The sequence below is a fragment of the Dactylosporangium vinaceum genome (assembly GCF_019904175.1).
GTDB classification, from domain to species: domain Bacteria; phylum Actinomycetota; class Actinomycetes; order Mycobacteriales; family Micromonosporaceae; genus Dactylosporangium; species Dactylosporangium vinaceum.
On sequence record NZ_CP061913.1, the window covers coordinates 9,565,390 to 9,590,506 of the forward strand.

Below are 25,117 nucleotides of genomic sequence, written 5' to 3' on the forward strand. Positions count from 1 at the left end.
TCGCCGTTACGCGACCGTCCGGCAGTTCATCTGGGCGTCCTTGGGGACCAGGAACTGGGCCGCCTTCGCGTAGCCGTCGCCCTTGTGGATCGGGAACACGCTGAAGTACACGATGCTGCCCGCGGGCATCTTCGAGGGGTTGATGACCAGGTCGTAGCGCGAGCTCTCGTCCTCGACGACCTTCTTGACCACGAAGACCTGCCTGGTCTCCGGCAGCTCGTTGCCCTGCGGCGTGCACAGGACGTCGGCCTTGACCACGGCCGGGATGCCGGCGCCGGCGAGGGCCTTCTCCAGGGTGGCCGGGTCGAGGATCTTCCTGTAGTCCAGGGTCAGCTCGACCGACCCGTCCGCGAACCCCGCCCGAAGGTGTGCAGTGGCGCGTGACAGATGGACGCCGACGGTCGCCGCGGAGATCCCGAGCACCTCGGCCACGGTCCTGGTATCCAGGTCGAGCCAGATCCGGAGCACCACCACCTCCCGCTGCCGCCGCGGCAGTCGCCGGACGGCCGCGAGCAGTACGTGGTCGGCTCCCTCGTCGACGGGCTGGGCCCGGTCGTGCCCGTCGAGCACGACCTCCCGCCGATACCGCCGCCACCAGGAGATCCGCAGGTTCAGGGCGGTGCGCACCACCCAGGCCGCGGGCGCCGGATGCCGGCTGACCTTGGACCAGGACGCCCAGGCCCGCGCGAACCCCTCGGCGACGAGATCCTCCGCAAGCGTCAGGTCACCGGTCGTGGCGAGGACGGCCCGCAGACACTGATCCCGGCTCTGCCGGTAGAAGTCGGCGAAGGCCATCCGTTCACGTTCCACACCCGGCTCACGCATGGGCCTCCGGATCCATTTACCTGGCTCGGAGAAATATTTTGCACTGGAAGTTTCAGCCCTGACCAGCGTGGACGGTCGAGTTGAAGCGCTTCGAATTGACGGCGATCGTTCAGGTGCGCAGGGTTCGGATCGTGCGTACCCGAACCCATAGAACGAGACGACTCCTCGGTGGAGCGGTGGCGCTGGCCGCCGCCGCGGCCGGTGCGGTCGTCGCCGTCACCCTCACGGCCGGCACCGCTGACGCGGGGACCGGCACCGGCTACCTCCACACCAGCGGGAACAAGATCGTCGACTCGACCGGGGCCACCGTCCGGCTGACCGGTATCAACTGGTTTGGCATGGAGACCGACAACCACACCTTCCACGGGCTGTGGGCGGGCCGGCCGGCCACCTGGACCCAGCAGATCGACCACATGGCGCAGCTCGGGTTCAACACCATCCGGGTGCCGTACACCGGCGACTCCCTGCGCGCGGGCGCCACCGCCACGAGCGTCAACACGGACACCAACCCGGAGCTCGTCGGGCTGTCCCCGCTGCAGATCCTGGACAAGGTCGTCAACTACGCGGGCAGCAAGGGGATGCGCATCATCCTCGACCGGCACCGCCCGACGGCCGCCGGGCAGACCCCGCTCTGGTACACGGCCGCCGCGTCCGAGGCCAGTGAGATCGCCGACTGGCAGTCGCTGGCATCGCGCTACGCGAACAACCCGACGGTCATCGGCGCCGACCTGTTCAACGAGCCGCACGCCGACGGCACGGACCCGAACGGCACCGGCTCCTGCTGGGGCTGCGGCGACACCACCAAGGACTGGCGCCTGGCCGCCGAGCGCATCGGCAACGCGGTCCTGCAGACCAACTCCAACTGGCTGATCTTCGTCGAGGGTGTCAGCTGTGACGGCAACGGCGGCTCGCCGAACGTCTACGACAACATTCCCGACGACCCGATGGCGTGCGACTGGTGGGGCGGCAACCTCTCCAAGGCCGGCACGTATCCGGTGCGCCTCAACGTCGCCAACCGGCTCGTGTACTCCGCGCACGACTACGGCATCTCGGTGTACGACCGCCAGCCCTGGTTCAAGGACCCGAACTTCCCGAACAACCTTCCGGACGTCTGGGACCACTTCTGGGGCTACCTCTACAAGCAGAACATCGCGCCGGTACTGGTGGGAGAGTTCGGCAGCACCCTGCAGAACCCACTCGACACGCAGTGGCTGACCAAGCTCATGCAGTACATGGGGCAGGGTACGAACGGCATCTCGTTCACCTACTGGTCCTGGAACCCGGACTCCGGCGACACCGGCGGCATCGTCAGCGACGACTGGAACACGGTCAATCAGGCCAAGATGAACATCATCGGCCCGTACCTCAACCCGCCCGTCGGCGGCGGCGGCCCGACCTCGCAGGGCCCGACCTCACCGTCGCCGTCCCGGAGCGTCTCGACCTCCCCGTCCCCGTCGCGCAGCGCCTCCTCCTCGCCGCCACCGGCGAACGGCGCCTGCTCCGCGACCTACGAGGTGACGAGCAGCTGGCCCGGCTCGCCCGGCGGCTTCCAGACCACCGTCACCGTGAAGGCCGGCACGTCCGCCATCTCCAAGTGGACGATCAAGTGGACGTTCGCCAACGGCCAGACGATCACCCAGCTCTGGAACGGCACCCTGACCACCTCCGGCTCCGCGGTCACGGTGACGAACACGGCGTACAACGGCACGATCCCGGCCAACGGCTCGACCAGCTTCGGCTTCACCGGCACGTGGACCGGCACCAACGCCGTCCCCACGCTCACCTGCACCGCCTGACCCGAACGATCCGCACCGGGCCGGTCGACCTCGAGGTCGACCGGCCCGGTCGTTTCACGCTCGCCGGCCGCGTGCCGTCAGCGGTGGGCCGGGGCGTCTTCCAGCCCCGCCGCCCCGAGAACGTCGTCGGCCTCCACCTCGGCCACCGTCAGCGCGACCGGGCGGCGGGCCCGGGGCAGGGCCCACGCGACCACCGCGGCCGCGAGCGCGGCCAGGGCGGCGCCGATCACGAAGATGGTCACGAACTGGGCTTCGCGGGGCAGCGGTACCGGACCGGGTATCGGGTTGCGGGTCAGCATCGTGACCACGAAGGCCGTCCCCAGGGACATGCCCACCGACCGCGCGATCGAGTTCACACTGTTCGCGATGCCCGTCTCGGACGGTTCGACGTGGGCGATGAGCAGGGCGGGCAGCGCCGCGTAGCCGAAGGTGACAGCCGTGTTCACCATGAGGGCGCCCACGATGACCTCCCAGGTGGCCGAGTGCAGCACCGCGAGCAGCGCGAAGCCCAGGCCGGCCAGGACGGCCGCGATGACCAGGGTGGCCTTCGCGCCGAAGCGGGCGACCAGGCGGCCGCCCAGCGGGGCGGTGATGACGCCGCCGGCCGTGCCGGGCAGGAGGTAGACCAGGCTGGCGGCCAGGACCGTGGCGCCGAAGCCGTAGCCGGCGACCGCTGACGGGGTCTGGACCAGGGCGGAGACGGACAGGAAGACGGCGAACATCGAGAAGCCCAGGAACAGGCCGGCCGCGTTGGCCACCACGAGCGGGCGGTGGCTGAGCATCCGGGTGCTCACCAGGGGGTGGGTGACGCGGCGCTCGAAGAGGACGAAGGCGGCCAGCACGACCACCGCCAGCGCCAGCGAGCCCAGGACCCGGGGTGAGGCCCAGCCCCAGCCGTTGCCCTCCTCCAGGGGCAGGATCAGCAGGACCAGGCCGAGCCCCAGCAGCCCGGCGCCGGCCCAGTCGAGGCGGCCGGTGGCGGCTCCGGCGCGGCGGGGCAGGAGCCAGACGCCGGCCAGGCCGATCGCGGTCATGGCGGTGGCCAGCCAGAACAGCTCGTGGTAGTCGCCGCCGTTGCGCATGAGCAGGCCGGTGACGACCAGGCCGAAGCCGGCCCCGACGGAGAGCATGCCGCTCACGACGGCCATCGCGCCGGTCAGGCGCTGCGGGGTCAGCTCCTCGCGGAGCATGCCGATCGCCAGGGGGAACAGGCCGAAGCTCGCGGCCTGGGCGACCCGGCCGGCCAGGAGCAGCGGGAGGCTCGACGTGGTCGCGCCGAGGATTGAGCCGAGCAGGACGACGGCGAGGACGCCGAGCATCACCGGGCGGCGGCCGTAGAGGTCGCCGAGGCGGCCCAGCATCGGGGTGAAGACGGCGGCGGCGAGCAGGTTGGCCGTCACGACCCAACTGGCCGCACTGGTGGAGACGCCCAGGTCGGCCTGGATGTCGGCGACGACCGGGACGACGAGGGTCTGCAGCGCCGACACGAGCAGCACCACGTAGCAGGCGACGGGCAGGGCCAAGCGGGTTCTGAGGCTCACCCGACCGAACGTAGACGCGTCGCCGAGGATTTTCAACACTGTGTCGAAAATAAGTGATGGCGTGTAAAGTCACAGCCGTGCCAGCCATCAAGAGCCGCCGCGCGCCGACGAAAGGCGATCAGCGGGAGCAGGCCCTCGTCGAGGCGGCCCGGGACGTGTTCCGGGAGAAGTCGATAAGCCAGGTGACGATCGACGACCTGGCCGGGGCGGCGGGCATCGCCCGCTCGGGGTTTTACTTCTACTTCGAGTCGAAGCAGGCCCTGCTGGCCGCGCTCGTCGACCAGCGGCTGGCCGAGGCCGACCTGGAGATGGCCGAGTGGCTCGCCTCCGACGGGCTGAACCGCGCGGCGCTGCGGCGCGGGCTGGCGGCCGGGCTCGCCCGGTGGAAGGTCGACGGGCGCTGGCTGCGCGAGGCGTTCATCACGCCCGACCCCGGGCCCGAGGTGATGCACGTGCGTGACCGGCTGGTCGACGAGGGCTGCACGCTGTTCAGCACGCGCATCGAGCGGGACGCGCGGGCCGGGCTGACCGTCGGCGGGCCGCCCGACCTGCTGGCCAAGATGGCCGTCCACCTGCGCAGCATCACGTTCGCCGACGTGTACGCCAACCCGGGCGCCTACGACGAGGACGAGCTACTCGACACCCTCACCGACGCCATCCTGCGCCTGGTCTACGGCCCCGTCCCCGACGGGGTCACGCAGAAGACCCCCGCCGACGCCGGGCAGTAGCGCGAACTTCCGCTCCAGCCCGTCGACAAGCGCGTCGAGCCCCAGCTCGAAGGCGCCGTCGTCGACCTGGGTGTGCCGGCCGGCCAGGCGGTGGGCGTCGCGCAGGTGCGGGTAGTCGGCGGCATACAGGGACGGGTCGTCGACGAAGCCCAGCGCGAACGACCCGAGCGCCGAGCCCGCCACGAAGTACCGCATCGCCGCCCCGATCCGCGTGGCGTGCGTCGGCGGCCAGCCCGCGTCGACGAGCGCGCCGTACACCGCATCGGCCAGCCGCAGCGAGGCCGGGCGCCGGGCCGGGCCACGGGCCAGGAACGGCACGACGTTCGGGTGGGCCCGGAACGCCGACCGGTACGCGCGCGCCCACGACCGCAGCGCCGAAGGCCACGGGTCGCGGCCGAGCATCGACAGGTCCACTCCGGCCACGATCGCGTCGCCGACGGCGTCGACGATCTCCTCCTTGGTCGCGAAGTGGTTGTACAGGGACGGCGCCTGCACCCCCAGTTCGCGGGCCAGCCGCCGGGTCGACAGCGCGTCCAGACCGTCCGCGTCCACGATCGCGGTGGCGACCTCGACGATGCGGTCGCGGTTCAGCAGTGGCGTTCGGGGACGGACCATGAGTACGATCCTAGAAACTAACAGCGTTAGTTAAGGAATCGGGATGGATCTGAGCCTCAGCGAGGAGCAACTGGCCGTGCAGCGGCTGGCCGCGGAGTTCACGGATCGGGAGATCGCGCCCCACGCGGCCGCCTGGGACCGGGCCGAGCAGGTGGATCTGCGGGTGGTCAAGAAGATGGCCGATCTCGGCATGTTCGGCATCACCATCCCGGAGGAGTACGGCGGTAGCGGTGGCGACCACCTGACCTACTGCCTGCTCCTGGAGGAGCTGGGCCGGGGCGACTCGTCGGTCCGCGGCATCGTGTCGGTGTCCCTGGGCCTGGTGGCCAAGAGTATCGCCACCTACGGCACGGAGCAGCAGAAATCCGAGCTCCTGCCGCGCCTGTGCGCGGCCGAGGACCTAGCCTGCTTCGCGCTGACGGAGCCCGACACCGGCTCCGACGCCGGATCGCTGGCCACCAGGGCGACGAAGGTCGACGGCGGCTGGCGGATCGACGGCGCGAAGATGTTCATCACGAACGGCACCTGGGCCAAGGTCGCGCTCGTGTTCGCGCGCACCGGCGGACCGGGGCCGAAGGGCGTCTCCGCGTTCCTGGTGCCGATGCCGTCCGACGGGCTGCAGGTCACCGAGATCCACGGCAAGCTCGGCCTGCGCGGCCAGGCGACGGCGATGCTGAGCTTCGACGACGTCGAGGTGCCGCCGACCGCGCTGCTCGGCGCGGAGGGCCAGGGGTTCAAGATCTCGATGGCCGCGCTGGCCAAGGGGCGGATGTCGCTGGCCGCCGGCTGCGTCGGGATCATCCAGGGCTGCCTGGACGCCGCGACCGGCTACGCCACCCAGCGCGAGCAGTTCGGCCGGAAGATCGCCGGGTTCCAGCTCGTGCAGCAGCTCATCGCCGACATCGCGGTCGAGGCGGACGCGGCCCGGCTGCTCACCTGGCGCGTCGCCGACCTGATCGACCGGGGCCAGGAGTTCGCCACGGCGTCGAGCACGGCCAAGCTGTTCGCGAGCGAGGCGGCGGTGCGCGCGGCCAACGCGGCGCTGCAGGTGTTCGGCGGCTACGGGTACATCGACGAGTACCCCGTCGGCAAGTATCTCCGCGACGCCCGGGTCACTACCGTGTACGAGGGCACCAGCCAGATCCAGAAGCTCATCATCGGCCGCGCTCTCACTGGCGTGAGCGCGTTCGCGTAAGGGGCGACACCACCGTGATCGACGTCATCAATCCCGCCACCGAGCAGGTCATCGGCTCCGTTGCGGCCGGCTCCCCGGACACCGTCTCCGGTGCCGTCGCCGCCGCCCGCGCCGCCCAGCCCGCCTGGGCCGCGCTCCCCCGCACCGAGCGCGCGGCCCGGCTGCGGGCGCTCCAGGAGGGCCTGGCCGCGGCCGCGCCCGAGCTCGCCGAACTCATCAGCGCCGAGATGGGGGCGCCGCTGCCGGTGGCCCGCAAGGTGCAGGTCGGCCTGCCCCTGGCCACGCTCCAGTCGATGGTCGAACTGCTCGACAATCCCGAAGTACCGGAGACGATCGGCAATTCGCGGGTGTACCGCGAGCCGGTGGGCGTCGTCGCGGCGATCACGCCCTGGAACTACCCCCTGCACCAGACGGTGGCCAAGGTGGCGCCCGCGCTCGCGGCCGGCAACACCGTCGTGCACAAGCCCAGCGAGGTCGCCCCGCTGTCGGCCAACCGCCTGGCCGAGCTCGTGCGGGCGGCGGGCATCCCGGACGGCGTCTACAACGTGGTCCACGGCTACGGCGATCCGACAGGCGCGGCCCTGGCCGGGCACCCGGGCATCGACCTGGTCTCGTTCACCGGCTCCACCGCCGCCGGGCGGAAGGTCGCCGCGCTGGCCGCCGCGAACGTCACCCGGGTCGCGCTCGAGCTGGGCGGCAAGTCGGCGAACGTCATCCTGGACGACGCCGACCTGGCCGCCGCCGTGAAGGTCGGCGTGGCCAACTGCTTCCTCAACTCCGGCCAGACCTGCACCGCCTGGACCCGCATGCTGGTGCCCGAGTCCCGCCACGACGAGGCGGTCGAGCTGGCCGCGGCGGCCGCGGCGAAGTACACCGTCGGCGACCCCTCCGACCCGGCCACCCGCCTGGGCCCGCTCGCGTCGGCGGCGCAGCGGGATCGGGTGCTCGGGTACATCGAGCGCGGCAAGCGCGACGGCGCGACAGTCGCCTTCGGCGGGGGCGAGGTCCCGGCCGTGGGCTACTACGTGGCCCCGGTGGTCTTCGCGGGCGTCGACCCCGAGTCGGTGATCGCCCAGGAGGAGATCTTCGGGCCCGTGCTGTCGATCATCCGGTACCGCGACGAGGCCGACGCCGTCCGCATCGCCAACGCCACCCGCTACGGCCTGGCCGGCGCCGTCTGGTCGGCCGACCGCGACCGGGCCCTGGCCGTCGCCCGCCGGATGCGCACCGGCCAGGTCGACATCAACGGCGGCTCGTTCAACCCGCTCGCCCCGTTCGGCGGCATCGGCGACTCCGGCTACGGCCGCGAGCTCGGCCCGCACGGCTACGACGAGTTCACCGCGGTGAAGGCCGTGCAGCTGTGAACCCCTCCGGTGAAGGCTGTCGGACCGTGCAACCTTCGGTGCAGGCGGTTCATCAATGACCAGGGCGGCGGTCCTGCGCGCGGTCGACGGCCCCGTCGCCGTCGAGGAGATCGAACTCAACCCGACCGGGCCGGGCCAGGTGCGGGTGCGCCTGGCCGCGGCCGGCGTCTGCCACTCGGACCTGTCGCTGGCCAACGGCACACTGCGCCAGCCCTTCCCGGCCGTGCTCGGCCACGAGGGCGCCGGCGTCGTCATCGAGGTCGGCGCGGGCGTCGCCGACCTCAGCGCCGGCGACCACGTGGTGCTGAACTGGTCGCCGCCGTGCCGGGCCTGCTGGTACTGCGAGCACGGCGAGCCGTATCTGTGCGTCCACGCGGACGACGCCCGCAGCGTGCCGTTCGCCCGGACGGGCGAGAACGAGCTCGTCTACGCCGGTCTGGGCGTCGGCGGGTTCGCGGCCGAGACGGTCATCGGCGCGCACGCCTGCATCCCGGTCCCCCAGGACCTGCCCCTGGAGGAGGCGGCCCTGCTCGGCTGCGCGGTGCTCACCGGCGTCGGCGCGGTCACGAACGCGGCGAAGGTGCAGCCGGGGCAGACGGTCGTCGTGGTCGGCCTCGGCGGCGTCGGCCTCGCCGCGATCCAGGGCGCCCGGCTGGCCGGTGCGTCGGCGATCATCGCGGTCGACCCCGCCCCGGCCAAGGAGGAGCTGGCCCTGTCCCTGGGCGCCACCCACTACCTGGCCCCGCACGCCGGGCTGGGCAAGCAGATCCGGGCCCTGACCGGCGGCCTCGGCGCCGACCACGCGATCGAGTGCGTCGGGCGGGGCGAGACGATCCGGGCCGCCTGGTCCGCGACCCGCCGCGGCGGCACCGCCACCGTCGTCGGCCTCGGCTCGGCCCAGGACCCGGTCCAGTTCAACGCGCTCGAGGTCGCGTTCTTCGCCCGCACCATCATCGGCTGCATGTACGGCAGCACCGACCCGGCCGTCGACGTGCCGATCCTGCTCGAGCACTACCGGGCCGGCCGGCTCAACCTGGCCGCGCTGGTCTCCGACGAGGTCGACCTGCACGGCGTCGGTGCGGCGTTCAGCCGGATGCGGGCCGGGCAGGGTGCGCGGACGCTCATCCGGTTCTAGCCGTCGTCGCGAGGATGACCCGGGCGACGGCGTCCGGGTCATCGCTCATCGGCACGTGCCCGCAGCCGCGCAGCACGACGTGGCCGGCCGTGGCGAGCGCCGCGCGGGCCCGCTCGGCCTGGACCGGCAGCAGGATCCGATCGTGCTCGCCCCACGCGATGGTCACCGGCACCGCCGGGGCGCCGGTGAACGCATAGGTGGAGCCGTGCCGGGCCACCGCCGTGAAGCCCCGCCCGCCGCGCAGGGCGAGGGTGTCGGCCAGCGCGCGCTCCGGCGTGAGCACGGACGGGTCGGTGACGAGCGTGCCGAAGGAGAACCGGCGCCCGAACGCGGTGCGGTAGAACACCCGCAGCACCGGCGCCGGGGTGAACGCGCCGAACCGGAGGCTCCGCAGGATCCGCAGGGCCCGCTGCGCCTCCGCCGGGGTCGCGAAGCCGGCCGGGGACAGGGCGGTCACCGAGCGGGCCCGGCCGGCCGCCGCCAGCTCCAGGGCGATCGCGCCGCCGAGGCTGTTGCCGGCCACGTGGGGGCGGTCGAGGCCGAGCTCCGAGAAGAACGCCTGCAGGCTCGCCACCGCCGTCGGCATGCCGAGATTGCTCGCCGGCGCGGGCGTGCGGCCGAAGCCGGGCAGGTCGAGCGCGATCACGTCGTGGTGCTCGGCGAGCCGGGCGATGACCGGCTCCCAGGCCCGCCAGTGGTGGCCGATGCCGTGGATGAGCACGAGGGGCTCGCCGTGGCCGTGGCGTACGTAGTGGACGGTCATGCGTAGTTGCCCCGGTCGAAGCGGCGCATCCTGAGCCGGTACGCCCACGTGGAGCCGGGCCACAGCGTCGAGTTGCGGCCGGTGGCGTCGATGTACCAGCTCCGGCACCCGGTCGCCCACACCGTGCGGGCCATCCGCCGGTCCAGGTCCGCGACGAAGCGGGCCTGCGCCTCCGGGCGCGGTTCGAGGGGCCGGTCCAGATGCCTGAGCGCCTTGAGGAGGTACCGCAGCTGCGACTCGATCATCAGGACGACCGAGTTGTGGCCGAGGCCGGTGTTGGGGCCGAGCAGGAGGAACAGGTTGGGGAAGCCGGCCACGGTGGTGCCGCGGAACGCCTGCGGGCTGCCCTGCCAGTGCTCGGCCAGGCTGCGGCCGTCGCGGCCCCGGATCCGCTCGGCGATCGGCAGGTCGGTGACCCGGAAGCCGGTGCTGAAGACGATGACGTCGGCCGGGTGCTCGGTGCCGTCACGGGTGACCACGGCGTGCGGGCGGACCTCGGCGATCGGCTCGGTGACGACGTCGACGTTGTCCCGCGCCAGCGCCGGGTAGTAGTCGTCGGACTTGAGCACGCGCTTGCAGCCCATCCGGTAGTCCGGGGTGAGCTTCGCCCGCAGCCGCGGATCGCTGACGCTGCGGTGCAGGTTGGCCCGGGCCGCCTTCTCCGCGAACCGCATGACCGCCGGGCGCAGGAAAGCGATCACCGTGGCCTCGATCTGCCAGTACACGAGCGCGCGCACGCAGCGCTGAAGACCGGGGACGCGGCGATACAGCGCGCGCTCCCACGACTTGAGCGGCCGCTCCCCGCGCGGCATCACCCAGGCCGGGGTCCGCTGGAACAGCGTGACGCGCCCGGCCGTGGGCTGGATCGCCGGCACGATCTGCACCGCCGACGCCCCGGTCCCGACGACGGCGACCCGGCGCCCGGCCAGGTCGGCCTCGTGGTTCCAGCGGGCCGAGTGGAACGCTTCGCCGCGGAACGTCTCCAGCCCCGGCAGCTTCGGGATCACCGGCTCGTTCAGCGGGCCGCCGGCGGCGACGAGGACCTCGGCCGTCCACTGCCCCTGGGAGGTCGTGATGCGCCAGCGCGACCCGGCCTCGTCCCAGTCGGCCTGCTGGACCTCCGCGCCGAACCGGATCGCCGGGAGCACCCCGAACCGCTGCGCGCACGTGCGCAGGTAGGCCCAGATCTCGGCCTGCGGTGAGTAGGTGCTCGTCCAGTCCGGGTTGAGGGCGAACGAGAAGGAGTACACCTGGGAAGGCACGTCACACGCGCAGCCGGGATAGCTGTTCTCCCGCCAGGTGCCGCCGAGATCGCCGGCGCGTTCGAAGACGACGAAGTCGTCGTGTCCGCGCTGTTTGAGCCGGATGGCCGCGCCCAGTCCGCCGAACCCGGCGCCGATGATCGCAATGCGCACGTGCACTGGCAACCCCCTGGTACCACTTGGTACCACCGGACGTTACCACCGGGTAGGGCGCGGCAAAAGGGGGCCCGCCCCCGCACGGGCGAGCCCCCATCTTGCAATCTCCCCTGGTTGGCTACATGCCGAGGAGACGATCCAGGTAGTCGCGGTAGCCACGCACGGCCGCGCGCAGCCGCTCGGTGTCGTCGCCCGGCTCGTTCTGCCAGTTGGCCAGCTGGGCCCGCTGCGCCTGCAGGGCGTTGGTGATGGTGTCGAGCGCCTCGCCGACCAGCTGGTCGGCCTCGCCGGCGACGGCCCGGGGGTCGTCGATGAAGCGCAGTTGCAGCTCCCGCCACCGCTCGCGCAGCCCGTCGACGGCACCGTCGGTCCAGACGGCCCCGACGGCTGTCACGTCGACCGAGCCGGGCGTCGAGTCGACGACCGCCGGGGTCTCGGCCTCGGTCTCGGCCACCGGAGTCTCGGTCTCGGCCACCGGCTCGAGGTCGGTGTCGGACGGCACCGCGGCGTCGGGCTCGAGGTCGGTCTCGGTGGCGTGCTCCGCCTTCCACGCGCGGTCCTCGCGGGCCTCGGCCGCGGCGACCTGGTCCTCGGCGACATCGGCGTCGTCCAGGCGGTCGCCGGTCTCGTCCGACGCCTCGACGTCGCGGACCTCGTTCTCGCGCACGGCGTTGTCGTAGGCGGCGTCCACCTCGTCCGATTCGACGGGCCGGGTGTCGGCGTCGCCGTACTGGGTGTCGTCGGCGTACTGCGTGTCGTGGGCGTCGAGGGTGTCGTGGGTGTGGACGGTGCCGTCGGCGTCCTGGTCCTCGCGGGCCAGGGCCTCCTCGCGGTCCACCACCTCGACGTCGTCGCGGTCGGCCGCGTCAGGGTCCACCGAGCCGGACGCGTAGGTCGAGGCCGGGTAGGTCTCGTCCCGGACCTCGTCGCCGCGCTCGTCGTCGCTGCGGTGGTCGTGGTCGTCGTGGCTGCCGTCGCGCTGGTGACCGATCACGGGAACGTAGGTCTCGTGCTGCTCCTGCTGAGTCATCGCAGAGTTCCCTTCCCCCGGCCCTACGACCGGCTCGTGGTGTCGTGCGAAACGTCGCCATTGCGCTGGCGGGGAACGTCGGCCACGTCGTCGTCGGCGGCGGCCCGGTGCAGCTGCGCGCGGTGGCGCTCGGCCGGGTCGTCGAAGCCGGTGACGTGCTCGGCGTCGGCCTCGGCGGCCACCGCGGCGGCCTCGGCGTGGTCGTCACGGTCGGAGGGGCGGCCGTGCACCGAGGGGGTGACGTCCGCGGTGCCGAGCAGCTCGGAGAAGAGCGTGCGGTAGTGCACCACGGCCTGGCGCAGCTGCTCGGTGCTGGCCTCGCCGCGGTCGGAGAGCTGCGAGATCTCGTGGGCCTCGCGCAGGTGGCCGACGGTGTTGGCGTGCTCGACGGAGAGGTGGGCGATGCTTTCCTCGTGGTCGCCGGTGGGGTACCCGCGCTCGGCGGCCACCTGGCTCACGAGGGCGTCGGCGTCGCGTACGGCGCCGGCCGGGTCGTCGAGGAATCGGGCCTGGATCTCTTCCCACTGGGTGGTGTATCGGGCCCGCGACTCCGCAGAAAGCTCTTTGATCTCGAGCTGGGCGTGGCGGCGTTCGCGCTCACGGAGCTCGCGTTCGGCAGCGAGGCGGCTGTCCCCCTCGGCTACGGCCCGGTCGTACTCGGGGCCGAACCGGGTCTGCAGGGCCCGCCGCCGGGTGACGAACCAGATGCCGTAGCCGAGCGCGGCGATCACGATCAGCACGATGACCGTGATCAAAACTTGGGTGGCTGTCATGGCGGTCCTCCTTCGATGGAGGTATGCCCCTCGGACCGCCCTGCTCAAACGGAGTTCATGCACCGACCAGATGGTTGAGGAAGTCGCGGTACCCGTGCACCGCCGCCCGCAGCTGCTCGGTGTCGTCCCGCCCGGAGGCGCGCCAGGTGCTGAGCTGGTCCTTGCGCGCGTTGAGCGAGGCCGTCACCCCGGCCAGGGCGTCGTCGACGAGCCGCTCCGCCTCGCCGGCCGCGGACTGCGGGTCGTCGACGAACCGCAGCTGGAGGTCCTGCCACCGGGTCCGCACCTCGTAGGCGTGCGCCTCGCTCGTCATGCCCGTCATGCCCGTCATACCGGCCATGCCGGTTGTACCCGTCATGCCGGTTGGGCCCGCCATACCGGGCATGCCGGTCATGCCCATGGCGGGCATCGCCGACATCGGGGCCGCGGGCGTCGGCGCTCGCGGGGCGGCCGGCGCCGCGGCCGGAGCGACGGGCGCGGCGGTGGCCGGGGCCGCAGGCGTGGGCGTGGGTGCCGGCGCGGGCGTCTCGGCCTCCAGCTCCTCCTCGTCCTCCCGGCCCCCGCGCAGCAGGATCCAGCCGCCCACGGCCAGGGCCACAACCACCAGGCCGATCGTGATCGTCGTCGAGTTCATGGGGTACCCCTCACAAGGCGAGGATGCGGTCGAGGAACTCGCGGTAGTCGCGCAGCGAGGCGCGCAGGTTCTCGGTGTCCAGTCCACGGGCGGCCCGCTGCTGGTGCAGCTGGCCCCGGCGCGCGTCGAGCGAGGCGGTCAGCGAGACCACCGCGTCCTGCACGAGCCGCTCCGCCTCACCGGCGACCAGGTGCGGGTCGTCGATGAAGCGCAGCTGCAGCTCCTGCCACCGCGCCTTGATCCGCTGCCGGTCGGCGTCGTTCCACAGCGCGGCCAGGGACACCGCCGAGCCGCCGACCGGCCGGTACGCCGAACCGTTGACCGGGGCCGAGCTCACCGCCGGCGCCGGTGGACTCTCCACCGGCACCCGGTCCGGCTCGTCCTCCTCGACCTGCGGCGCCAGTTCGTCGCCTTCAGGTTGCATGCGCGCGTTCCTCTCATCGGGAGCAGCCGCGATACCCCCGCCCATCCGGACAAAAGCCACCCGCCTGGGTGACCCGCGAGCCGGCCGGCGTGACCGCGGCCACGCTTGCGGCCTTTCGCAAGCCGTCCGCAAGTGCCCGCCAAGTCCTTGACGGCAGAGTGCGGAGCATGACGAACTCGAGCAAGTCCTGGGCCGGTCCCACGTTCAGCATCCAGACCTTCGCCGCCGCCTCAGCCCCGCACTTGTACCAGCGCAAAAGCGCCGCTGGTACGCCATGACGCCGGCAGACTCCGCTCGGCGCCCGCGGCCAGGCCGGTGACCACGTCCGACTTCACCGTCCGCAGCGCCGCGACCGGCCCCGGGAAGTAGCCGCTGACCTCCGCGAACGGGGTGCTCGACGGCCACATCCGATCCCCGACCAGGCGGCGGTAGTTGAGATCCCCCTTGAGGATCGTCAGCTCCGCCGCCGCGAACCGGCCCGCCAGCTCCGGCGCCGCGTCGTGAAACGTCAGCGGTGCGCAGTAGAAGCTGTGGGAGTACAACTGCAGAGTCCCTTGCCGCAGGGCGGCGGTCAGCCGACCACCGATCGGGCTCCCGGCCGGGAAGCGCCGCAGCTCGTCCAGCACGTCGGCGGTGAGGGCGTCGGACACGAAGTACGGTGCCGGCTTGACGTGCAGCTCCACCCGCGCCGCCCGCCCGGTCCGCAGCAGGAAGTCGATGAGCACGAGGTCGGGCAGCAGCTCCCGCCCCGCGTTGTCGGCCACGACGATCACCGTCCCGCCGCCGGCCAGCTCCCACATCCGCTTGCCGTCGTCCACGAGCAGCTCGTCCACCTGCTCGACATGCCCGGCCACCAGCTTGAACCCGAGATCGGCCCGGTTACCCCACACCGCCGCCCGCACCAGCGCGACCTCCTGCTCCGCCTCCGGCAGCCCCTCCAGCGCCGCGAGCGCCTCCAACTCCTGCGGGGTCGGCGCATCGGACGCCTTCTGCGGCCCGAACGGATCGATCCCCCGCCAGGCCCCCGCCCCGTAGTACCCCACCGCCTCCAGCAACCGCCGGTAGAAGAAGTTCTCGGCGAACAGGAACGGCACGTCGAACCACGACTGCCCCCAGAACCCGGCCCCCCACGCCGCCCAGGCCGCGGCATCGTGCGCATCGGCCCGCAAGGGCTCGACCCGCACCTCCTGCACGAGCAACTGCAGCTCCGTCCGTACCTCCGGAGGGTACGGATGCGCCCGGAGCACCCGTTCCACAATGGCCGGATGCCTGTCCCGCAGCACCGAATGCGGGAACGAGGCGGGGTCACTGCTCATGATCACGGGTGGCTCGACGCGCATGGGGGCAGTATCGCCCGTAAACTCGAACCATGTCGGAGGAGTTGTTCTACGCAATCCTCGTGATCGGTGGCATCCTGCTGATCGCCCTGCTGGTCGTGGCGATCGTCCTGGCCGTGCGAGTCTGGAAGACCGGCAAGTATCTCCAAGCCATGGGCATGGGCGGCCGCTGGGTCTTCTGGGGCGCCATCATCTACACCATCTTCCCCATCGACCTCCTCCCCGACCCGATCTACCTGGACGACGTGGGCGTCCTGGGCGGCGCCCTGATCTACCTGAGCCGGCTGGCCATGAAGGCCCGCCAGAACCACCAGGCCCAGCCCGGCCCCGCTCCCCAGCCGCAGCGCCCACCCCAGATCCGCCGCTGACCACCGCGACCCGTCCGCGATCTCCGGCGGGAGCCGATCCGGATCGCCGCACCGGCGGCGCGCGGGGCCGACCTGCTCCGCGCTTTCCTGCGATGATCAGGGCATGCATGTCGTACCCGTCCCCGCCCACCTCGCCCCGGCGCCCGGCGTCACATTCGTGCTGGCCCCGGACGCGGCGATCCGGTCCGATGCGGCAGGCGTCGGCGCCTACACGGCCGCGGCGCTGGGGCTCTCCCTCGTCGCCGACCACCCCGCGCCGGCCGTCGCCCTGCTGCTGACGGACCGGGTGGACGGCGACGAGGCGTACGAGCTCGAGGTCGCCGCGGACGGCATCGCCATCCGGGCCCGAACCGACGCCGGGCTCTTCTACGGCGTGCAGACGCTGCTGCAGCTGACGCCGGCCGGCGAGCCGCGGGCGGTGGCCGGTGTGCGGATCGTGGATGCGCCGCGATTCGCGTATCGGGGCGCGATGCTCGACGTGGCCCGGCACTTCTTCGGGGTCGAGGTCGTTCTTCGGTTCATCGATGAGATCTCGCGGTACAAAATCAATGTCCTGCACCTGCACTTGACCGACGACCAGGGCTGGCGAATCGCCATCGGCACACGGCCGGAGCTGGCCCGGGTCGGCGGGGCCGCGCAGGTCGGCACCGGCGCCGGTGGGTGCTTCTCGCAGGACGAGTACGCGCGGATCGTGGCCCATGCCGCCGCCCGCCACGTGACGATCGTGCCCGAGATCGACATGCCGGGGCACACCAATGCGGCGCTCGTGTCGTATCCCGAGCTCACCGTGGACGGTGTCGCGCCGGCTGTGTACACGGGTGTCGACGTCGGGTTCAGCACGTTCGCGGTGCACCGGGAGGCGACATACGAATTCGTGCGCGATGTGGTCGCCGAGGTCGCGGTGCTGACCCCGGGCCCCTATCTGCACATCGGCGGCGACGAGGCGCAGAGCACGCCGACCGAGGACTACCTGACCTTCATGCGGCGGGTGCAGCCGATCGTCGCCGCGGCCGGGAAGACAGTCGTCGGATGGCACCAGATCGGCGCCGCGGAGCGCATCGCCGGGCGGATCGTGCAGTACTGGGGCCGCGGTCCCGAACTGGACGAGGATACGCACGCGGCACTGGCCCAGGGCGACCGGTTCGTGCTTTCTCCGGCGGACCGGGTGTACCTCGACATGAAGTACGCCGAGGACACCCCGATCGGGCACGACTGGGCCGGCTACATCACCACGCGGACGGCCTACGCATGGGACCCGGGCACCCTGCTGCCGGCCGGCGCCGACGTCGTCGGCATCGAGGCTCCACTGTGGACCGAGTTCGTCACGACCGCGGCCGACATCGATCTGCTGGTCTTCCCGCGGCTGGCCGCGGTGGCCGAGGTCGCCTGGTCACCGCAGGAGGCTCGGGATTGGCAGTCGTTCCGTGACCGGCTGGCCGCACATGGTCCACAGTGGACGGAACGGGGCGTGCGGTTCCACCCCGACCCGGAGATCCCCTGGGCCTAGGCCGGTTTTCTGGCCACCAGGACATCGCGGAGAATGGCCTGGTCGACGCGGTGCTTGAACCACTGGAACGGCTCCTCGTCGACCACCTCCAGCCCGGCCTCCGCCAGCAGGCCGGCCGTGCGGTCCCGTTTGGCCACGAACGTGTTCCAGGCGATCCCCATCGCCCCGCCCGGGCGCAGCAGCCGCGCCCAGATCGGCACCGCCTCGCCCAGCAGGTCCTCGGGGCTGCGCACGAGCCCCTTTCCGGCCGTCCGGCTGCCGTGCTGCACCCCGTACGGCGCGTCGGTGACGATGAGGTCGAACGTGCCGTCCTTGAAGAACTCCCGCGACCGCAGCGTGTCGGCGTTCACCACGTCGAGCAGCTGCGTGGCGCCCGCCTTGTAGTCGTCGCGGTCGGCCGCGAGCTCGATGCGCAGCCGCTTCGCCACGACCTGCCGCTCGCGGCGCACCGGCCCGAACTCGGCCTTGTGCTTGACCCGCTTCCGCTTGAGCCAGGTCTGGATGAACGCCGCGTAAGCCTCGAAATCCTTCTGGTCCCGGTCCACCCCGGCGGCGTCGAACCCGTACATCAACGCCTGATTCAGCGTCGTGCCCCGCCCGCACAGCGGATCGAGCACCCGGAACCGCCGCTCGAGGAACTCCCCGGCGAACGCGGACCCGAGCAGCGTGACGTTGAGGAGCAGCTTCGTGAACTGCTCATTGGTCTTTCCCTGGTACTTCTGGATAGTGATGAGATCGTCGTCGAAGCGATCGAGCCTCGTCACGTCGGCGGGCCGCAGCATGTCCCCGACGACCTCGAACAGCGCGTAAACCGACGACAGGTTCCCGAGCACCGCCGCGTCCCGCGCGGTGACCTCGTCCGCCTCGAACGTCACGTACGGCACCCCGCCGATGACCCGCGTCCCCACCTCCCCGAGCCGCCCCCCGAGCACCCCCCGGTCAAAGGCGAGCAACTCGGCCCGCGTGAGGTCAACGGACGCGTCGGCGTACACCCGATTCGCGGACGGCAGGATGAGCAGCGCATACAGGGCCATAGACCCCCTACCCTACCGACACGTCAGGTACCCGCTCGCACTCCCCACCCCCGGTGTTGTAGAGTTCGTCGAGCAGGGGCGATTGGCGCAGCGGGAGCGCGCTTCGTTCACACCGAAGAGGTCACTGGTTCGATCCCAGTATCGCCCACCGCATAGCACCAGTTCAGAGGCCAGATCCCGAAGTTCAGGGAGCTGGCATCTCGCGTATTTGGCTGACCGCGCCCTCGCCGACGGCTGGCCGGAAATCCGCGCGGTCGCGAACAAGGCGTGCCTCGTCCGGGCCGCGGCGAGCGCCCCGGTGCTGCAACATCACCGCACCGGGCCGATCAGCGGCCCGACACCGGCTGCCGGGTGACCCGGCAGCGACAGTTCACGAATCGCCGCTGCGGGGCGGGGCGGGCGTCGAGGGCAGCCATACGTGGAAGAGCGCGCCGCCACCGGGGCGTTCATCGGCGCTGACGCCGCCACCGTGGTCGTGCACAACCTGCGCGACGATGGCGAGACCGAGCCCGGATCCAGGGGTGGCGGTCGCGGTGCTGCCGCGGTGGAACCGGTCGAACACCCGGCCGCGTTCGGCCGGATCGATTCCGGGTCCGTGGTCGGCGACGGTGACCTCGGCGCGCCGGCCGGACGCTTCCCCGGTGGTGGTGACGCGGACGTGGACCGGACCGCCGGGTGGCCCGAACTTGACGGCGTTGTCGAGCAGGTTGAGCACCATCCGTTCCAGCGCGGCGGGGCGGCCGTACACCGGTGTGGGGGTGGCGGTGAGCTCGAAGCGGGCGTCGGGGGTACGGGCCCGGGCCCGTTCGACGGTGGCGGCCGCCAGGTCGGCAAGATCGAGGTCGGTTGCGGGGTCCTCGGCGGCGTCGGCGCGGGCGAGCGTGACCAGTTCGCGGACGAGGTGGTCCAGTTCGCGGCTCTGCGCGCGCAGGTCGCGCAGCAGGTTGTCGCGGTCGGCCGCCTCGAGGCGGTCGCCGGCCTTGAGCAGCAGTTCGAGGTTGGTGTGCAGGCCGGTCATCGGGGTGCGCAGCTCGTGGGCGGCGTCTTCGACGAGGCGCTGCTGGGCTTGGCGGGCGGTCTGCAGAGCCGCGAGCATCGTGTTGAACGCCTGGGCGAGGCGGGCGATCTCGTCGTCGCCGGCGGTGTCGATCGGCTGCTGCAGGTCCTGCGTCGCGGCCACTGCGGTGGCGGCGGTGGTGAGCCGGTTGATCGGGCGTAGCCCAGTGGCGGCGACGACCTGCCCGGCCAGCGCGGCCCCGGCGGCCACGAACGCGGCCAGACCGGCCATGAGCAGCCCGAAGCGGCGCAGGGTGCCGTCATCGGCGCGCAGTGACCGGCCGACCTGCACGGTGGTGCCGCCGGCGCGGCGCAGGGTGAGGACCCGGTAGCGACCATCGGGGGTGCTGACGGTGTGCCGGGCACTGCCGGCGCGGCCGGCCGCGACCGCACTATCGGCGGACGTCACCGGCAGGCCGGGCTGCCCGGCCGGACGGGAGGTGGAGCCGTCGGGCGACAACAGCTGGATGCGCAGGTCGGTGTTCGACAGTGGTGAGCTGGGCGGCAGGGCGCGCAGCAGGTCCTCGTCGAGCATTGCGACGGGGCCCTGCACGACCCGGTCCAGGTCGTGGTCGGCGGAGGTGAGCAGGCTCTGCCGCAGCGCGAGCCACGCGCCGGCGCAGACCGCGACCGCGGTGACGGCCAGGGCGAGCCCGGCGATGACCGCCAGCCGGGTCCGCAACGACCATCGCCGCACGCGCTGGCTGCCGGTCATCGGCCGGTCTCCTCGCGCAGGATGAACCCGACGCCGCGGATCGTGTGCAGCAGCCGGGGCCGGTCGCCGTCCTCGAGTTTGCGGCGCAGGTAGCCGATGTACACGTCGAGGCTTTTCGACGCGCCGTCGAGGTTGTAGCCCCAGACGAGTTCGAACAGCAGCCCGCGGGTCAGCGACCGGCCCGGCCGGGTCAGGAACACCTCCAGCAGGCTGTACTCCATCCGGGTCAGCTCGATGGCCCGGCCGGCCCGCGTGACCGTCCGGCTGGCCCGGTCCATCACCACGTCGGCGAAGCACAGCACCGCGTCGTCGCCGGCGGCCGGGTCGTCGCCGGCGGTGAGATCGCTGCGGCGCAGCAGCGCCCGGACCCGGGCGAGGAGCTCCTCCAGGGCGAAGGGTTTGACGAGGTAGTCGTCGGCTCCCGCGTCGAGGCCCGCGACCCGGTCGCCGACCGCGTCGCGGGCGGTGAGCATCAGGATCGGCAGCCGGTGCCCGCCGGTCCGCAGCCGCCGGCAGGTTTCCAGGCCATCCAGCACCGGCATCGTCACGTCCAGCACGGCGGCGTCGGGTTCCCGTTCGGCAACCGCAGCGAGGACCGCTGCGCCGTCGCCGAACAGCCGCACCTCGTAGCCCTCGAACCGCAACGCCCGGTCCAAGGCGTCACGGACCCCGGCTTCGTCGTCGGCGACGAGGATCTGCCCGCGTGGCACTGCTCAACTATCGCGCATCCCAGTGCGTCGCCACCGGCCGCCGCCGACCTGTCGGGGACGTTCTTACTCAGTTCTTACTGCGGGTTAGAGCGCCGTTGGGAGGTTTGCGCCGATGGTGTTGGCACCAGGGCCGGCACACGGCAGGCCCGATGCTCGCAGGGGGTGGGCGATGGATGCGGTGATCAGCAGTACCGGGCTGGCGAAGACGTACGGCGGGGTCCGGCGAGTCGACGGCCTGGATCTGGCCGTGCCGGCCGGGGTGGTGTCCGGGTTCGTCGGGCCGAACGGGGCGGGCAAGACCACCACGCTGCGCATGCTGCTTGGGCTGATCCGCCCGACCGAAGGCCGGGCCTGGGTCCTCGGCACGGAGATCACCAAGCCGCACGTGTACCTGCCGCAGGTCGGGGCGATGATCGAGGGCCCGGCGATGACCCCGGCGCTGTCCGGGCGAGCCAACCTGGACCTGCTCGCCGTCCTCGGCGGCCACGACCGGTCCCGCATCGGCGAGACCCTGCAGCTGGTCGGCCTGGCCCACCGCGCCGACGATCCGTTCAGATCCTATTCGCTGGGCATGAAACAGCGGCTCGGGATCGCCGCCGCCCTGCTGCCCGACCCGAAACTGCTGCTGCTTGACGAGCCGACCAACGGCCTCGATCCGGCCGGCATCGTGGAGATCCGCCAGCTGCTGCGCCGCCTCGCCGGCACCGGCATCACCGTCTTCGTCTCCTCCCATCTGCTCAGCGAGCTTGAAGCGATTTGCGACCACCTCGTCATGATCCGCGCCGGCCGGCTCGTCTTCCAGGGCCCGACAAGCGAACTCCTCGCGCGCCAGCTCCCGCGGATCCGCGCCGTCCCGGAAGACTCCGCCGACCTGCCCGTCCTGGCTCGCCTCGCCACCGACCGCGGCAATCCCGCCATCATCTCCGACGGCGCCGTCGTCGTCGACGCCCCGGCGACGTTCGCCGGTGAGCTCAACCGGGAGGCGATGCAGCACGGCATCACTCTCGTCGAACTCGCCGCCCGGCAGAACAATCTCGAAGACGCGTTCTTCGCCCTGACCGGTTCGGCCACCGGCGACACCGGCATCACGACCCTGGAGGCGGCGCGATGAACGCCCTACTGCTCGACGTCATCCGCGCGGCTCGCGCCGAATGGATGAAGCTGCGCCGGCCCGGCCTGCTCTGGGGCACCCTCGGCGCCGTCGTCGCCGTCACCGCCCTGGCCACCGCCATCGGGATCGCCACCGCCGGCGACGGCAACGCCCGCCAGGCCCCCGGCGGGCCGGCGATCGGGGTCAGCGTCGCAACCCTGCAGTCCGCGTCCGGCCTGTCCAACGGGCTGTCCTCGGCCGCGACCCTGCTCGGCGTCGTCGCCCTGTGCGTGTGTGCGGGTGCGGTGGCCGGCGAGTACGCCCAGGGCACCCTTCGCAACCTGCTCATCCGCCAGCCCCGCCGACTGCGCCTGTTCGCCGGGATCGCCCTGGCCTGCGCCGCGTTCAGCACCCTCATGGTCGCGGTGGCCACGCTCGCCAGCGTCGCCGCGTCGTTCGTCACGGCCGGTGTCACGGGCCTGGACACCAGTGCCTGGGCCACCGGTGCCGCCGCCGGGGACGTGGTGCGTGCCGCCGCGGACACGAGCATGTCGACCATCGGCTGGGCCGGCATCGGCTTCGCACTCGCCGTGGTGCTGCGGACGCCGGTCGCGGCGATCGCCGTCGGCGTCGCTTACGCGCTGCCGGTGGAGAGCATCGTCAACGCCGCCGTCGACGACGCCGACCGGTACCTGCCCGGTCAGCTCCTCGCCGCCGTCGCCGGCGGTGGCACCACCGACGTCGGCTACGGCTACGCCCTGACGGTCCTGGCCGCCTATGCCGCCGTCATCGCCGCCGGCGCCGCCGTGCTGCTGCGCCGCCGCGACGTCACCGCCTGACCACATCCGGCCTGAGCCGCCGCCTGCCCGAGGAGAGCCTCCGTGTCCAACCCCGACCAGTCCGCCGTCCGCCGCACGACCGCGGACCGGTTGCGGTTCTGGCGCTCACCGGACGGGCAGCCCGCCTGGGCCCGGCCCCTGCTGCTCGGCATCGCCGCCGTCGCCGCCGTGCTGTACGGATGGCGGATCCGTGACAGCGGCTACGCCCTGTACTACTCGATCGCGGTGAAGAGCATGTCGGTGAGCTGGCCGGCATTCTGGTACGGGGCCCTGGACCCCGGCGCCACCATCACCATCGACAAGCTCGCCGGATCGTTCCTTCCGCAGGCCCTGTCGGCCCGCATCTTCGGCTACCACGCTTGGGCGCTCACCTTGCCGCAGGTCATCGAGGGCGTCGTCGCCGTGCTGGCCATGTACCGCATCGGCCGACGCTGGGTCGGCCCCGCCGCCGGCCTGCTCGCCGCCGGCCTGTTCGGCCTGACGCCCGTGATCGCGTCCATGTTCGGCCACTCCATGGAGGACGGGCTGCTGACCATGTGCCTGGTCCTGGCCGCCGACGCCGCCACGCACGCGATCCGGCACGCCCGGCTGCGCAGCCTGCTGCTCGCCGGGGTCTGGGTCGGAGTCGGGTTCCAAGCCAAGATGTTGCAGGCCTGGATGGTCCTGCCCGCCCTCGCCCTCGCCTACCTGCTCGCCGCCCCGACCACCCTCCGCCGGCGCCTCGGACACCTGGCCGCAGCCGGTGCGGTCACCGTCGCCGTGTCGATGTCGTGGATCGCGCTCTACACCGTCACCCCGGCCGCAGACCGGCCGTACGTCGACGGCAGCACCACCAACAGCGCCGCCGCGATGGTCTTCGGCTACAACGGCACCGACCGGTTCGGGCTGCACTGGCCCGGCGCCATGACCCCCATGACCGCCGGCGCCACCAGCGGCACGGGCGGGTTCGAGCCGCCGGCCGGGTTCGCCCCGCCCGCCGGCGCCGACCTACCCGGTGGGCCGGGCGGCCCGGATGCCGCCGGTCCACCGGGGGCCGGGCCGGACGGCGGCGGCTGGACGAAGCTCGGCACCGCCCGGTACGCCACCCAGATCGGCTGGCTCTACCCGCTCGCCGGGATCGCCCTGGCCGCCGGGCTGTGGCGCACCCGCCGCGCGCCCAGGACCGATCCGGCCCGCGCCGGCTATCTACTCTGGGGCACCTGGCTGGGCACCTTCGTCGCCGTGTTCTCCGCCATGACGCTGCCGCACACCGCCTACCTGGCCTCCCTCGCCCCGGCGGTCGCCGCCCTCACCGCCGCCGGCATCGTGCACGCCTGGCGCGCCTACCAGACCCGCACCGGCCGCTGGCTGCTTCCCACGATGGTCGCCGCCGAACTGGCCTGGACCGGCTACCTCAGTGCCCGCTACCCCACCTTCCTGCCCTGGCTCGTCTGGCCCGCCCTGGGGCTCGGGGCCGCCGCCGTCCTCACCGTGGCGGTCACCAGCCTCCGCGATCGGCGGACCGCACCCGCACCGGCCAGCCGCAACCGCCGGCCGCGACCCGCCCTCATCGGCGCGGCGACGGCCGGCGCCGTCGCCGCCGCGCTCGCCGTGCCGACCGCCTGGGCCGCCTCGGTCCTGCACCCCGACTACAGCGGCAGCGCCTTCGACGCCGCGGCCGGACCGTCAAGCACCGGACCGGTCGGCGGACCCCGCACCATGGCCGGACCCCCCGGCGGGGCCGCGTTCGCCGCCGGCGGCCCGCAGGGCACCGCCACGCTCACCACCGACCAGCAGCGCCTGCTGACCTATCTCCGCCAGCACCGCGACGGCGCCCGCTACCTCGCCGCCACCGACTCCTGGAACACCGCCGCGCCATACATCACCGCCACCGGCGAGCGCCTCCTGCCGGCCGGCGGCTTCAGCGGCACCGCCCCCTCCCCAACCCTCGACGCCTTCACCACCCTCATCCGCACCGGCCAACTCCGCTTCGTCCTGCTCAGCCAGGCCGGTCTCGGCGGCTTCCCGATGCCTGGCCGGGCCGGCCCGGGCACACCCATCACCACCTGGGCCAAGGCCAATTGCACCGCCGTGTCCGCCACCGAGTACGGCGGCAGCGAACCGCCGACCACCGGCCCGAGCGAACCGGTCGGACCCGGCCCGCTTGCCGGCGCGCCCGGCGCCGGCCCGATGGCGCGGTTCGGGACGCTCCCGCCAGCGCTGTACCAATGCGGCGGATAA

At 72.5% G+C, this 25,117-nt stretch carries 23 protein-coding genes and 1 tRNA gene; 11 read left to right on the forward strand and 13 right to left on the reverse strand.

Annotated features, from left to right (window positions below; genetic code table 11):
- Nucleotides 1–6: 6 nt before the first annotated feature.
- Nucleotides 7–795 (reverse strand): SigE family RNA polymerase sigma factor, encoded by a 789-nt coding sequence (locus Dvina_RS42750; protein ID WP_246655686.1) that lies wholly within the window; start codon nucleotides 793–795, stop codon nucleotides 7–9.
- Between the two features lie 206 nt (nucleotides 796–1,001).
- On the opposite strand from Dvina_RS42750, the gene Dvina_RS42755 reads away from it, so the two are divergent.
- Nucleotides 1,002–2,621 (forward strand): cellulase family glycosylhydrolase, encoded by a 1,620-nt coding sequence (locus tag Dvina_RS42755; protein ID WP_246655687.1) that lies wholly within the window; start codon nucleotides 1,002–1,004, stop codon nucleotides 2,619–2,621.
- A gap of 77 nt (nucleotides 2,622–2,698) precedes the next feature.
- Here Dvina_RS42755 and Dvina_RS42760 read toward each other — a convergent pair whose 3' ends face one another.
- On the reverse strand, nucleotides 2,699–4,162 hold the full coding sequence (locus Dvina_RS42760; RefSeq protein ID WP_246655688.1) for an MFS transporter: 1,464 nt from the start codon (nucleotides 4,160–4,162) through the stop codon (nucleotides 2,699–2,701).
- 77 nt (nucleotides 4,163–4,239) lie between these two features.
- Here Dvina_RS42760 and Dvina_RS42765 point away from each other — a divergent pair, with 77 nt between their 5' ends.
- On the forward strand, nucleotides 4,240–4,890 hold the full coding sequence (locus tag Dvina_RS42765; RefSeq protein ID WP_246655689.1) for a TetR/AcrR family transcriptional regulator: 651 nt from the start codon (nucleotides 4,240–4,242) through the stop codon (nucleotides 4,888–4,890).
- Here Dvina_RS42765 and Dvina_RS42770 read toward each other — a convergent pair.
- Nucleotides 4,795–5,505, reverse strand: a complete 711-nt coding sequence (locus tag Dvina_RS42770) for a TetR/AcrR family transcriptional regulator (protein ID WP_223096313.1) — start codon at nucleotides 5,503–5,505, stop codon at nucleotides 4,795–4,797. The two genes, Dvina_RS42765 and Dvina_RS42770, sit on opposite strands and share 96 nt — an antisense overlap.
- Before the next feature lie 43 nt (nucleotides 5,506–5,548).
- Here Dvina_RS42770 and Dvina_RS42775 point away from each other — a divergent pair, with 43 nt between their 5' ends.
- The 3 genes from Dvina_RS42775 to Dvina_RS42785 are packed head-to-tail and all read left to right on the forward strand — an operon-like array spanning nucleotide 5,549 to nucleotide 9,199.
- Nucleotides 5,549–6,700: an acyl-CoA dehydrogenase family protein gene (locus tag Dvina_RS42775; protein ID WP_223096315.1), complete on the forward strand. Its 1,152-nt coding sequence runs from the start codon at nucleotides 5,549–5,551 to the stop codon at nucleotides 6,698–6,700.
- 14 nt (nucleotides 6,701–6,714) lie between these two features.
- Complete coding sequence (locus Dvina_RS42780) at nucleotides 6,715–8,064, forward strand: aldehyde dehydrogenase family protein (RefSeq protein WP_223096317.1); 1,350 nt, start codon at nucleotides 6,715–6,717, stop codon at nucleotides 8,062–8,064.
- Nucleotides 8,065–8,119: 55 nt separating this feature from the next.
- Nucleotides 8,120–9,199 (forward strand): Zn-dependent alcohol dehydrogenase, encoded by a 1,080-nt coding sequence (locus tag Dvina_RS42785; RefSeq protein ID WP_223096319.1) that lies wholly within the window; start codon nucleotides 8,120–8,122, stop codon nucleotides 9,197–9,199.
- Here the strand turns inward: Dvina_RS42785 and Dvina_RS42790 are convergent.
- The 7 genes from Dvina_RS42790 to Dvina_RS42820 all read right to left on the reverse strand — a co-directional run bounded on the left by Dvina_RS42790 (nucleotide 9,186) and on the right by Dvina_RS42820 (nucleotide 15,581).
- Nucleotides 9,186–9,962: an alpha/beta fold hydrolase gene (locus Dvina_RS42790; RefSeq protein ID WP_223096321.1), complete on the reverse strand. Its 777-nt coding sequence runs from the start codon at nucleotides 9,960–9,962 to the stop codon at nucleotides 9,186–9,188. The two genes, Dvina_RS42785 and Dvina_RS42790, sit on opposite strands and share 14 nt — an antisense overlap.
- Entirely contained in the window at nucleotides 9,959–11,383 is a 1,425-nt protein-coding gene (locus Dvina_RS42795) for a flavin-containing monooxygenase (protein ID WP_223096323.1), read from the reverse strand. The genes Dvina_RS42790 and Dvina_RS42795 overlap by 4 nt, the downstream gene beginning before the upstream one ends.
- A gap of 115 nt (nucleotides 11,384–11,498) precedes the next feature.
- Nucleotides 11,499–12,410, reverse strand: a complete 912-nt coding sequence (locus tag Dvina_RS42800) for a hypothetical protein (RefSeq protein WP_223096325.1) — start codon at nucleotides 12,408–12,410, stop codon at nucleotides 11,499–11,501.
- 23 nt (nucleotides 12,411–12,433) lie between these two features.
- The gene (locus Dvina_RS42805) at nucleotides 12,434–13,183 is read right to left on the reverse strand and encodes a hypothetical protein (RefSeq protein ID WP_223096327.1); all 750 of its coding nucleotides are present in this window, start codon (nucleotides 13,181–13,183) and stop codon (nucleotides 12,434–12,436) included.
- A 55-nt stretch (nucleotides 13,184–13,238) separates the two neighbouring features.
- Nucleotides 13,239–13,817: a hypothetical protein gene (locus Dvina_RS42810; protein ID WP_223096329.1), complete on the reverse strand. Its 579-nt coding sequence runs from the start codon at nucleotides 13,815–13,817 to the stop codon at nucleotides 13,239–13,241.
- Between the two features lie 10 nt (nucleotides 13,818–13,827).
- Entirely contained in the window at nucleotides 13,828–14,241 is a 414-nt protein-coding gene (locus Dvina_RS42815) for a hypothetical protein (protein ID WP_223096331.1), read from the reverse strand.
- Nucleotides 14,242–14,471: 230 nt separating this feature from the next.
- Nucleotides 14,472–15,581: a damage-control phosphatase ARMT1 family protein gene (locus Dvina_RS42820; RefSeq protein ID WP_223096333.1), complete on the reverse strand. Its 1,110-nt coding sequence runs from the start codon at nucleotides 15,579–15,581 to the stop codon at nucleotides 14,472–14,474.
- 29 nt (nucleotides 15,582–15,610) lie between these two features.
- Here Dvina_RS42820 and Dvina_RS42825 point away from each other — a divergent pair, with 29 nt between their 5' ends.
- Together Dvina_RS42825 and Dvina_RS42830 are read left to right on the forward strand one after the other, a co-directional pair.
- Entirely contained in the window at nucleotides 15,611–15,946 is a 336-nt protein-coding gene (locus Dvina_RS42825; RefSeq protein WP_223096335.1) for a YkvA family protein, read from the forward strand.
- Nucleotides 15,947–16,049: 103 nt separating this feature from the next.
- The gene (locus tag Dvina_RS42830; protein ID WP_223096337.1) at nucleotides 16,050–17,453 is read left to right on the forward strand and encodes a family 20 glycosylhydrolase; all 1,404 of its coding nucleotides are present in this window, start codon (nucleotides 16,050–16,052) and stop codon (nucleotides 17,451–17,453) included.
- On the opposite strand, the gene Dvina_RS42835 is transcribed toward Dvina_RS42830, so the two are convergent.
- Entirely contained in the window at nucleotides 17,450–18,487 is a 1,038-nt protein-coding gene (locus Dvina_RS42835; RefSeq protein WP_223096339.1) for a TRM11 family SAM-dependent methyltransferase, read from the reverse strand. The two genes, Dvina_RS42830 and Dvina_RS42835, sit on opposite strands and share 4 nt — an antisense overlap.
- 76 nt (nucleotides 18,488–18,563) lie before the next feature.
- Between Dvina_RS42835 and Dvina_RS42840 the strand changes: the two genes are divergently transcribed.
- Nucleotides 18,564–18,635 (forward strand) — tRNA-Val (locus Dvina_RS42840).
- Between the two features lie 222 nt (nucleotides 18,636–18,857).
- Here Dvina_RS42840 and Dvina_RS42845 read toward each other — a convergent pair.
- Both Dvina_RS42845 and Dvina_RS42850 read right to left on the reverse strand, forming a co-directional pair.
- The gene (locus Dvina_RS42845; RefSeq protein WP_223096341.1) at nucleotides 18,858–20,258 is read right to left on the reverse strand and encodes a HAMP domain-containing sensor histidine kinase; all 1,401 of its coding nucleotides are present in this window, start codon (nucleotides 20,256–20,258) and stop codon (nucleotides 18,858–18,860) included.
- Nucleotides 20,255–20,968, reverse strand: coding sequence for a response regulator transcription factor (locus Dvina_RS42850; protein ID WP_223096343.1), 714 nt, complete (start codon nucleotides 20,966–20,968; stop codon nucleotides 20,255–20,257). The genes Dvina_RS42845 and Dvina_RS42850 overlap by 4 nt, the downstream gene beginning before the upstream one ends.
- 169 nt (nucleotides 20,969–21,137) lie before the next feature.
- Between Dvina_RS42850 and Dvina_RS42855 the strand changes: the two genes are divergently transcribed.
- The 3 genes from Dvina_RS42855 to Dvina_RS55425 are packed head-to-tail and all read left to right on the forward strand — an operon-like array spanning nucleotide 21,138 to nucleotide 25,117.
- On the forward strand, nucleotides 21,138–22,079 hold the full coding sequence (locus Dvina_RS42855; RefSeq protein WP_223096345.1) for an ATP-binding cassette domain-containing protein: 942 nt from the start codon (nucleotides 21,138–21,140) through the stop codon (nucleotides 22,077–22,079).
- Nucleotides 22,076–22,897, forward strand: coding sequence for an ABC transporter permease (locus tag Dvina_RS42860; protein ID WP_223096347.1), 822 nt, complete (start codon nucleotides 22,076–22,078; stop codon nucleotides 22,895–22,897). The genes Dvina_RS42855 and Dvina_RS42860 overlap by 4 nt, the downstream gene beginning before the upstream one ends.
- Nucleotides 22,898–22,939: 42 nt before the next feature.
- Nucleotides 22,940–25,117 carry an ArnT family glycosyltransferase gene (locus Dvina_RS55425; protein ID WP_223096350.1) on the forward strand — a complete coding sequence of 726 codons (2,178 nt, stop codon included), beginning with the start codon at nucleotides 22,940–22,942 and terminating at the stop codon, nucleotides 25,115–25,117.

Excerpts from the sequence above, each read along its gene's own strand:
- Dvina_RS42750 (WP_246655686.1), bottom strand. The coding sequence starts at position 795 with ATGGCCTTCGCCGACTTCTACCGGCAGAGCCGGGATCAGTGTCTGCGG.
- Dvina_RS42770 (WP_223096313.1), bottom strand. The coding sequence starts at position 5,505 with ATGGTCCGTCCCCGAACGCCACTGCTGAACCGCGACCGCATCGTCGAG.
- Dvina_RS42775 (WP_223096315.1), top strand. The coding sequence starts at position 5,549 with ATGGATCTGAGCCTCAGCGAGGAGCAACTGGCCGTGCAGCGGCTGGCC.
- Dvina_RS42785 (WP_223096319.1), top strand. The coding sequence starts at position 8,120 with ATGACCAGGGCGGCGGTCCTGCGCGCGGTCGACGGCCCCGTCGCCGTC.
- Dvina_RS42790 (WP_223096321.1), bottom strand. The coding sequence starts at position 9,962 with ATGACCGTCCACTACGTACGCCACGGCCACGGCGAGCCCCTCGTGCTC.
- Dvina_RS42800 (WP_223096325.1), bottom strand. The coding sequence starts at position 12,410 with ATGACTCAGCAGGAGCAGCACGAGACCTACGTTCCCGTGATCGGTCAC.
- Dvina_RS42805 (WP_223096327.1), bottom strand. The coding sequence starts at position 13,183 with ATGACAGCCACCCAAGTTTTGATCACGGTCATCGTGCTGATCGTGATC.
- Dvina_RS42810 (WP_223096329.1), bottom strand. The coding sequence starts at position 13,817 with ATGAACTCGACGACGATCACGATCGGCCTGGTGGTTGTGGCCCTGGCC.
- Dvina_RS42815 (WP_223096331.1), bottom strand. The coding sequence starts at position 14,241 with ATGCAACCTGAAGGCGACGAACTGGCGCCGCAGGTCGAGGAGGACGAG.
- Dvina_RS42820 (WP_223096333.1), bottom strand. The coding sequence starts at position 15,581 with ATGCGCGTCGAGCCACCCGTGATCATGAGCAGTGACCCCGCCTCGTTC.
- Dvina_RS42825 (WP_223096335.1), top strand. The coding sequence starts at position 15,611 with ATGTCGGAGGAGTTGTTCTACGCAATCCTCGTGATCGGTGGCATCCTG.
- Dvina_RS42830 (WP_223096337.1), top strand. The coding sequence starts at position 16,050 with ATGCATGTCGTACCCGTCCCCGCCCACCTCGCCCCGGCGCCCGGCGTC.
- Dvina_RS42835 (WP_223096339.1), bottom strand. The coding sequence starts at position 18,487 with ATGGCCCTGTATGCGCTGCTCATCCTGCCGTCCGCGAATCGGGTGTAC.
- Dvina_RS42845 (WP_223096341.1), bottom strand. The coding sequence starts at position 20,258 with ATGACCGGCAGCCAGCGCGTGCGGCGATGGTCGTTGCGGACCCGGCTG.
- Dvina_RS42855 (WP_223096345.1), top strand. The coding sequence starts at position 21,138 with ATGGATGCGGTGATCAGCAGTACCGGGCTGGCGAAGACGTACGGCGGG.
- Dvina_RS42860 (WP_223096347.1), top strand. The coding sequence starts at position 22,076 with ATGAACGCCCTACTGCTCGACGTCATCCGCGCGGCTCGCGCCGAATGG.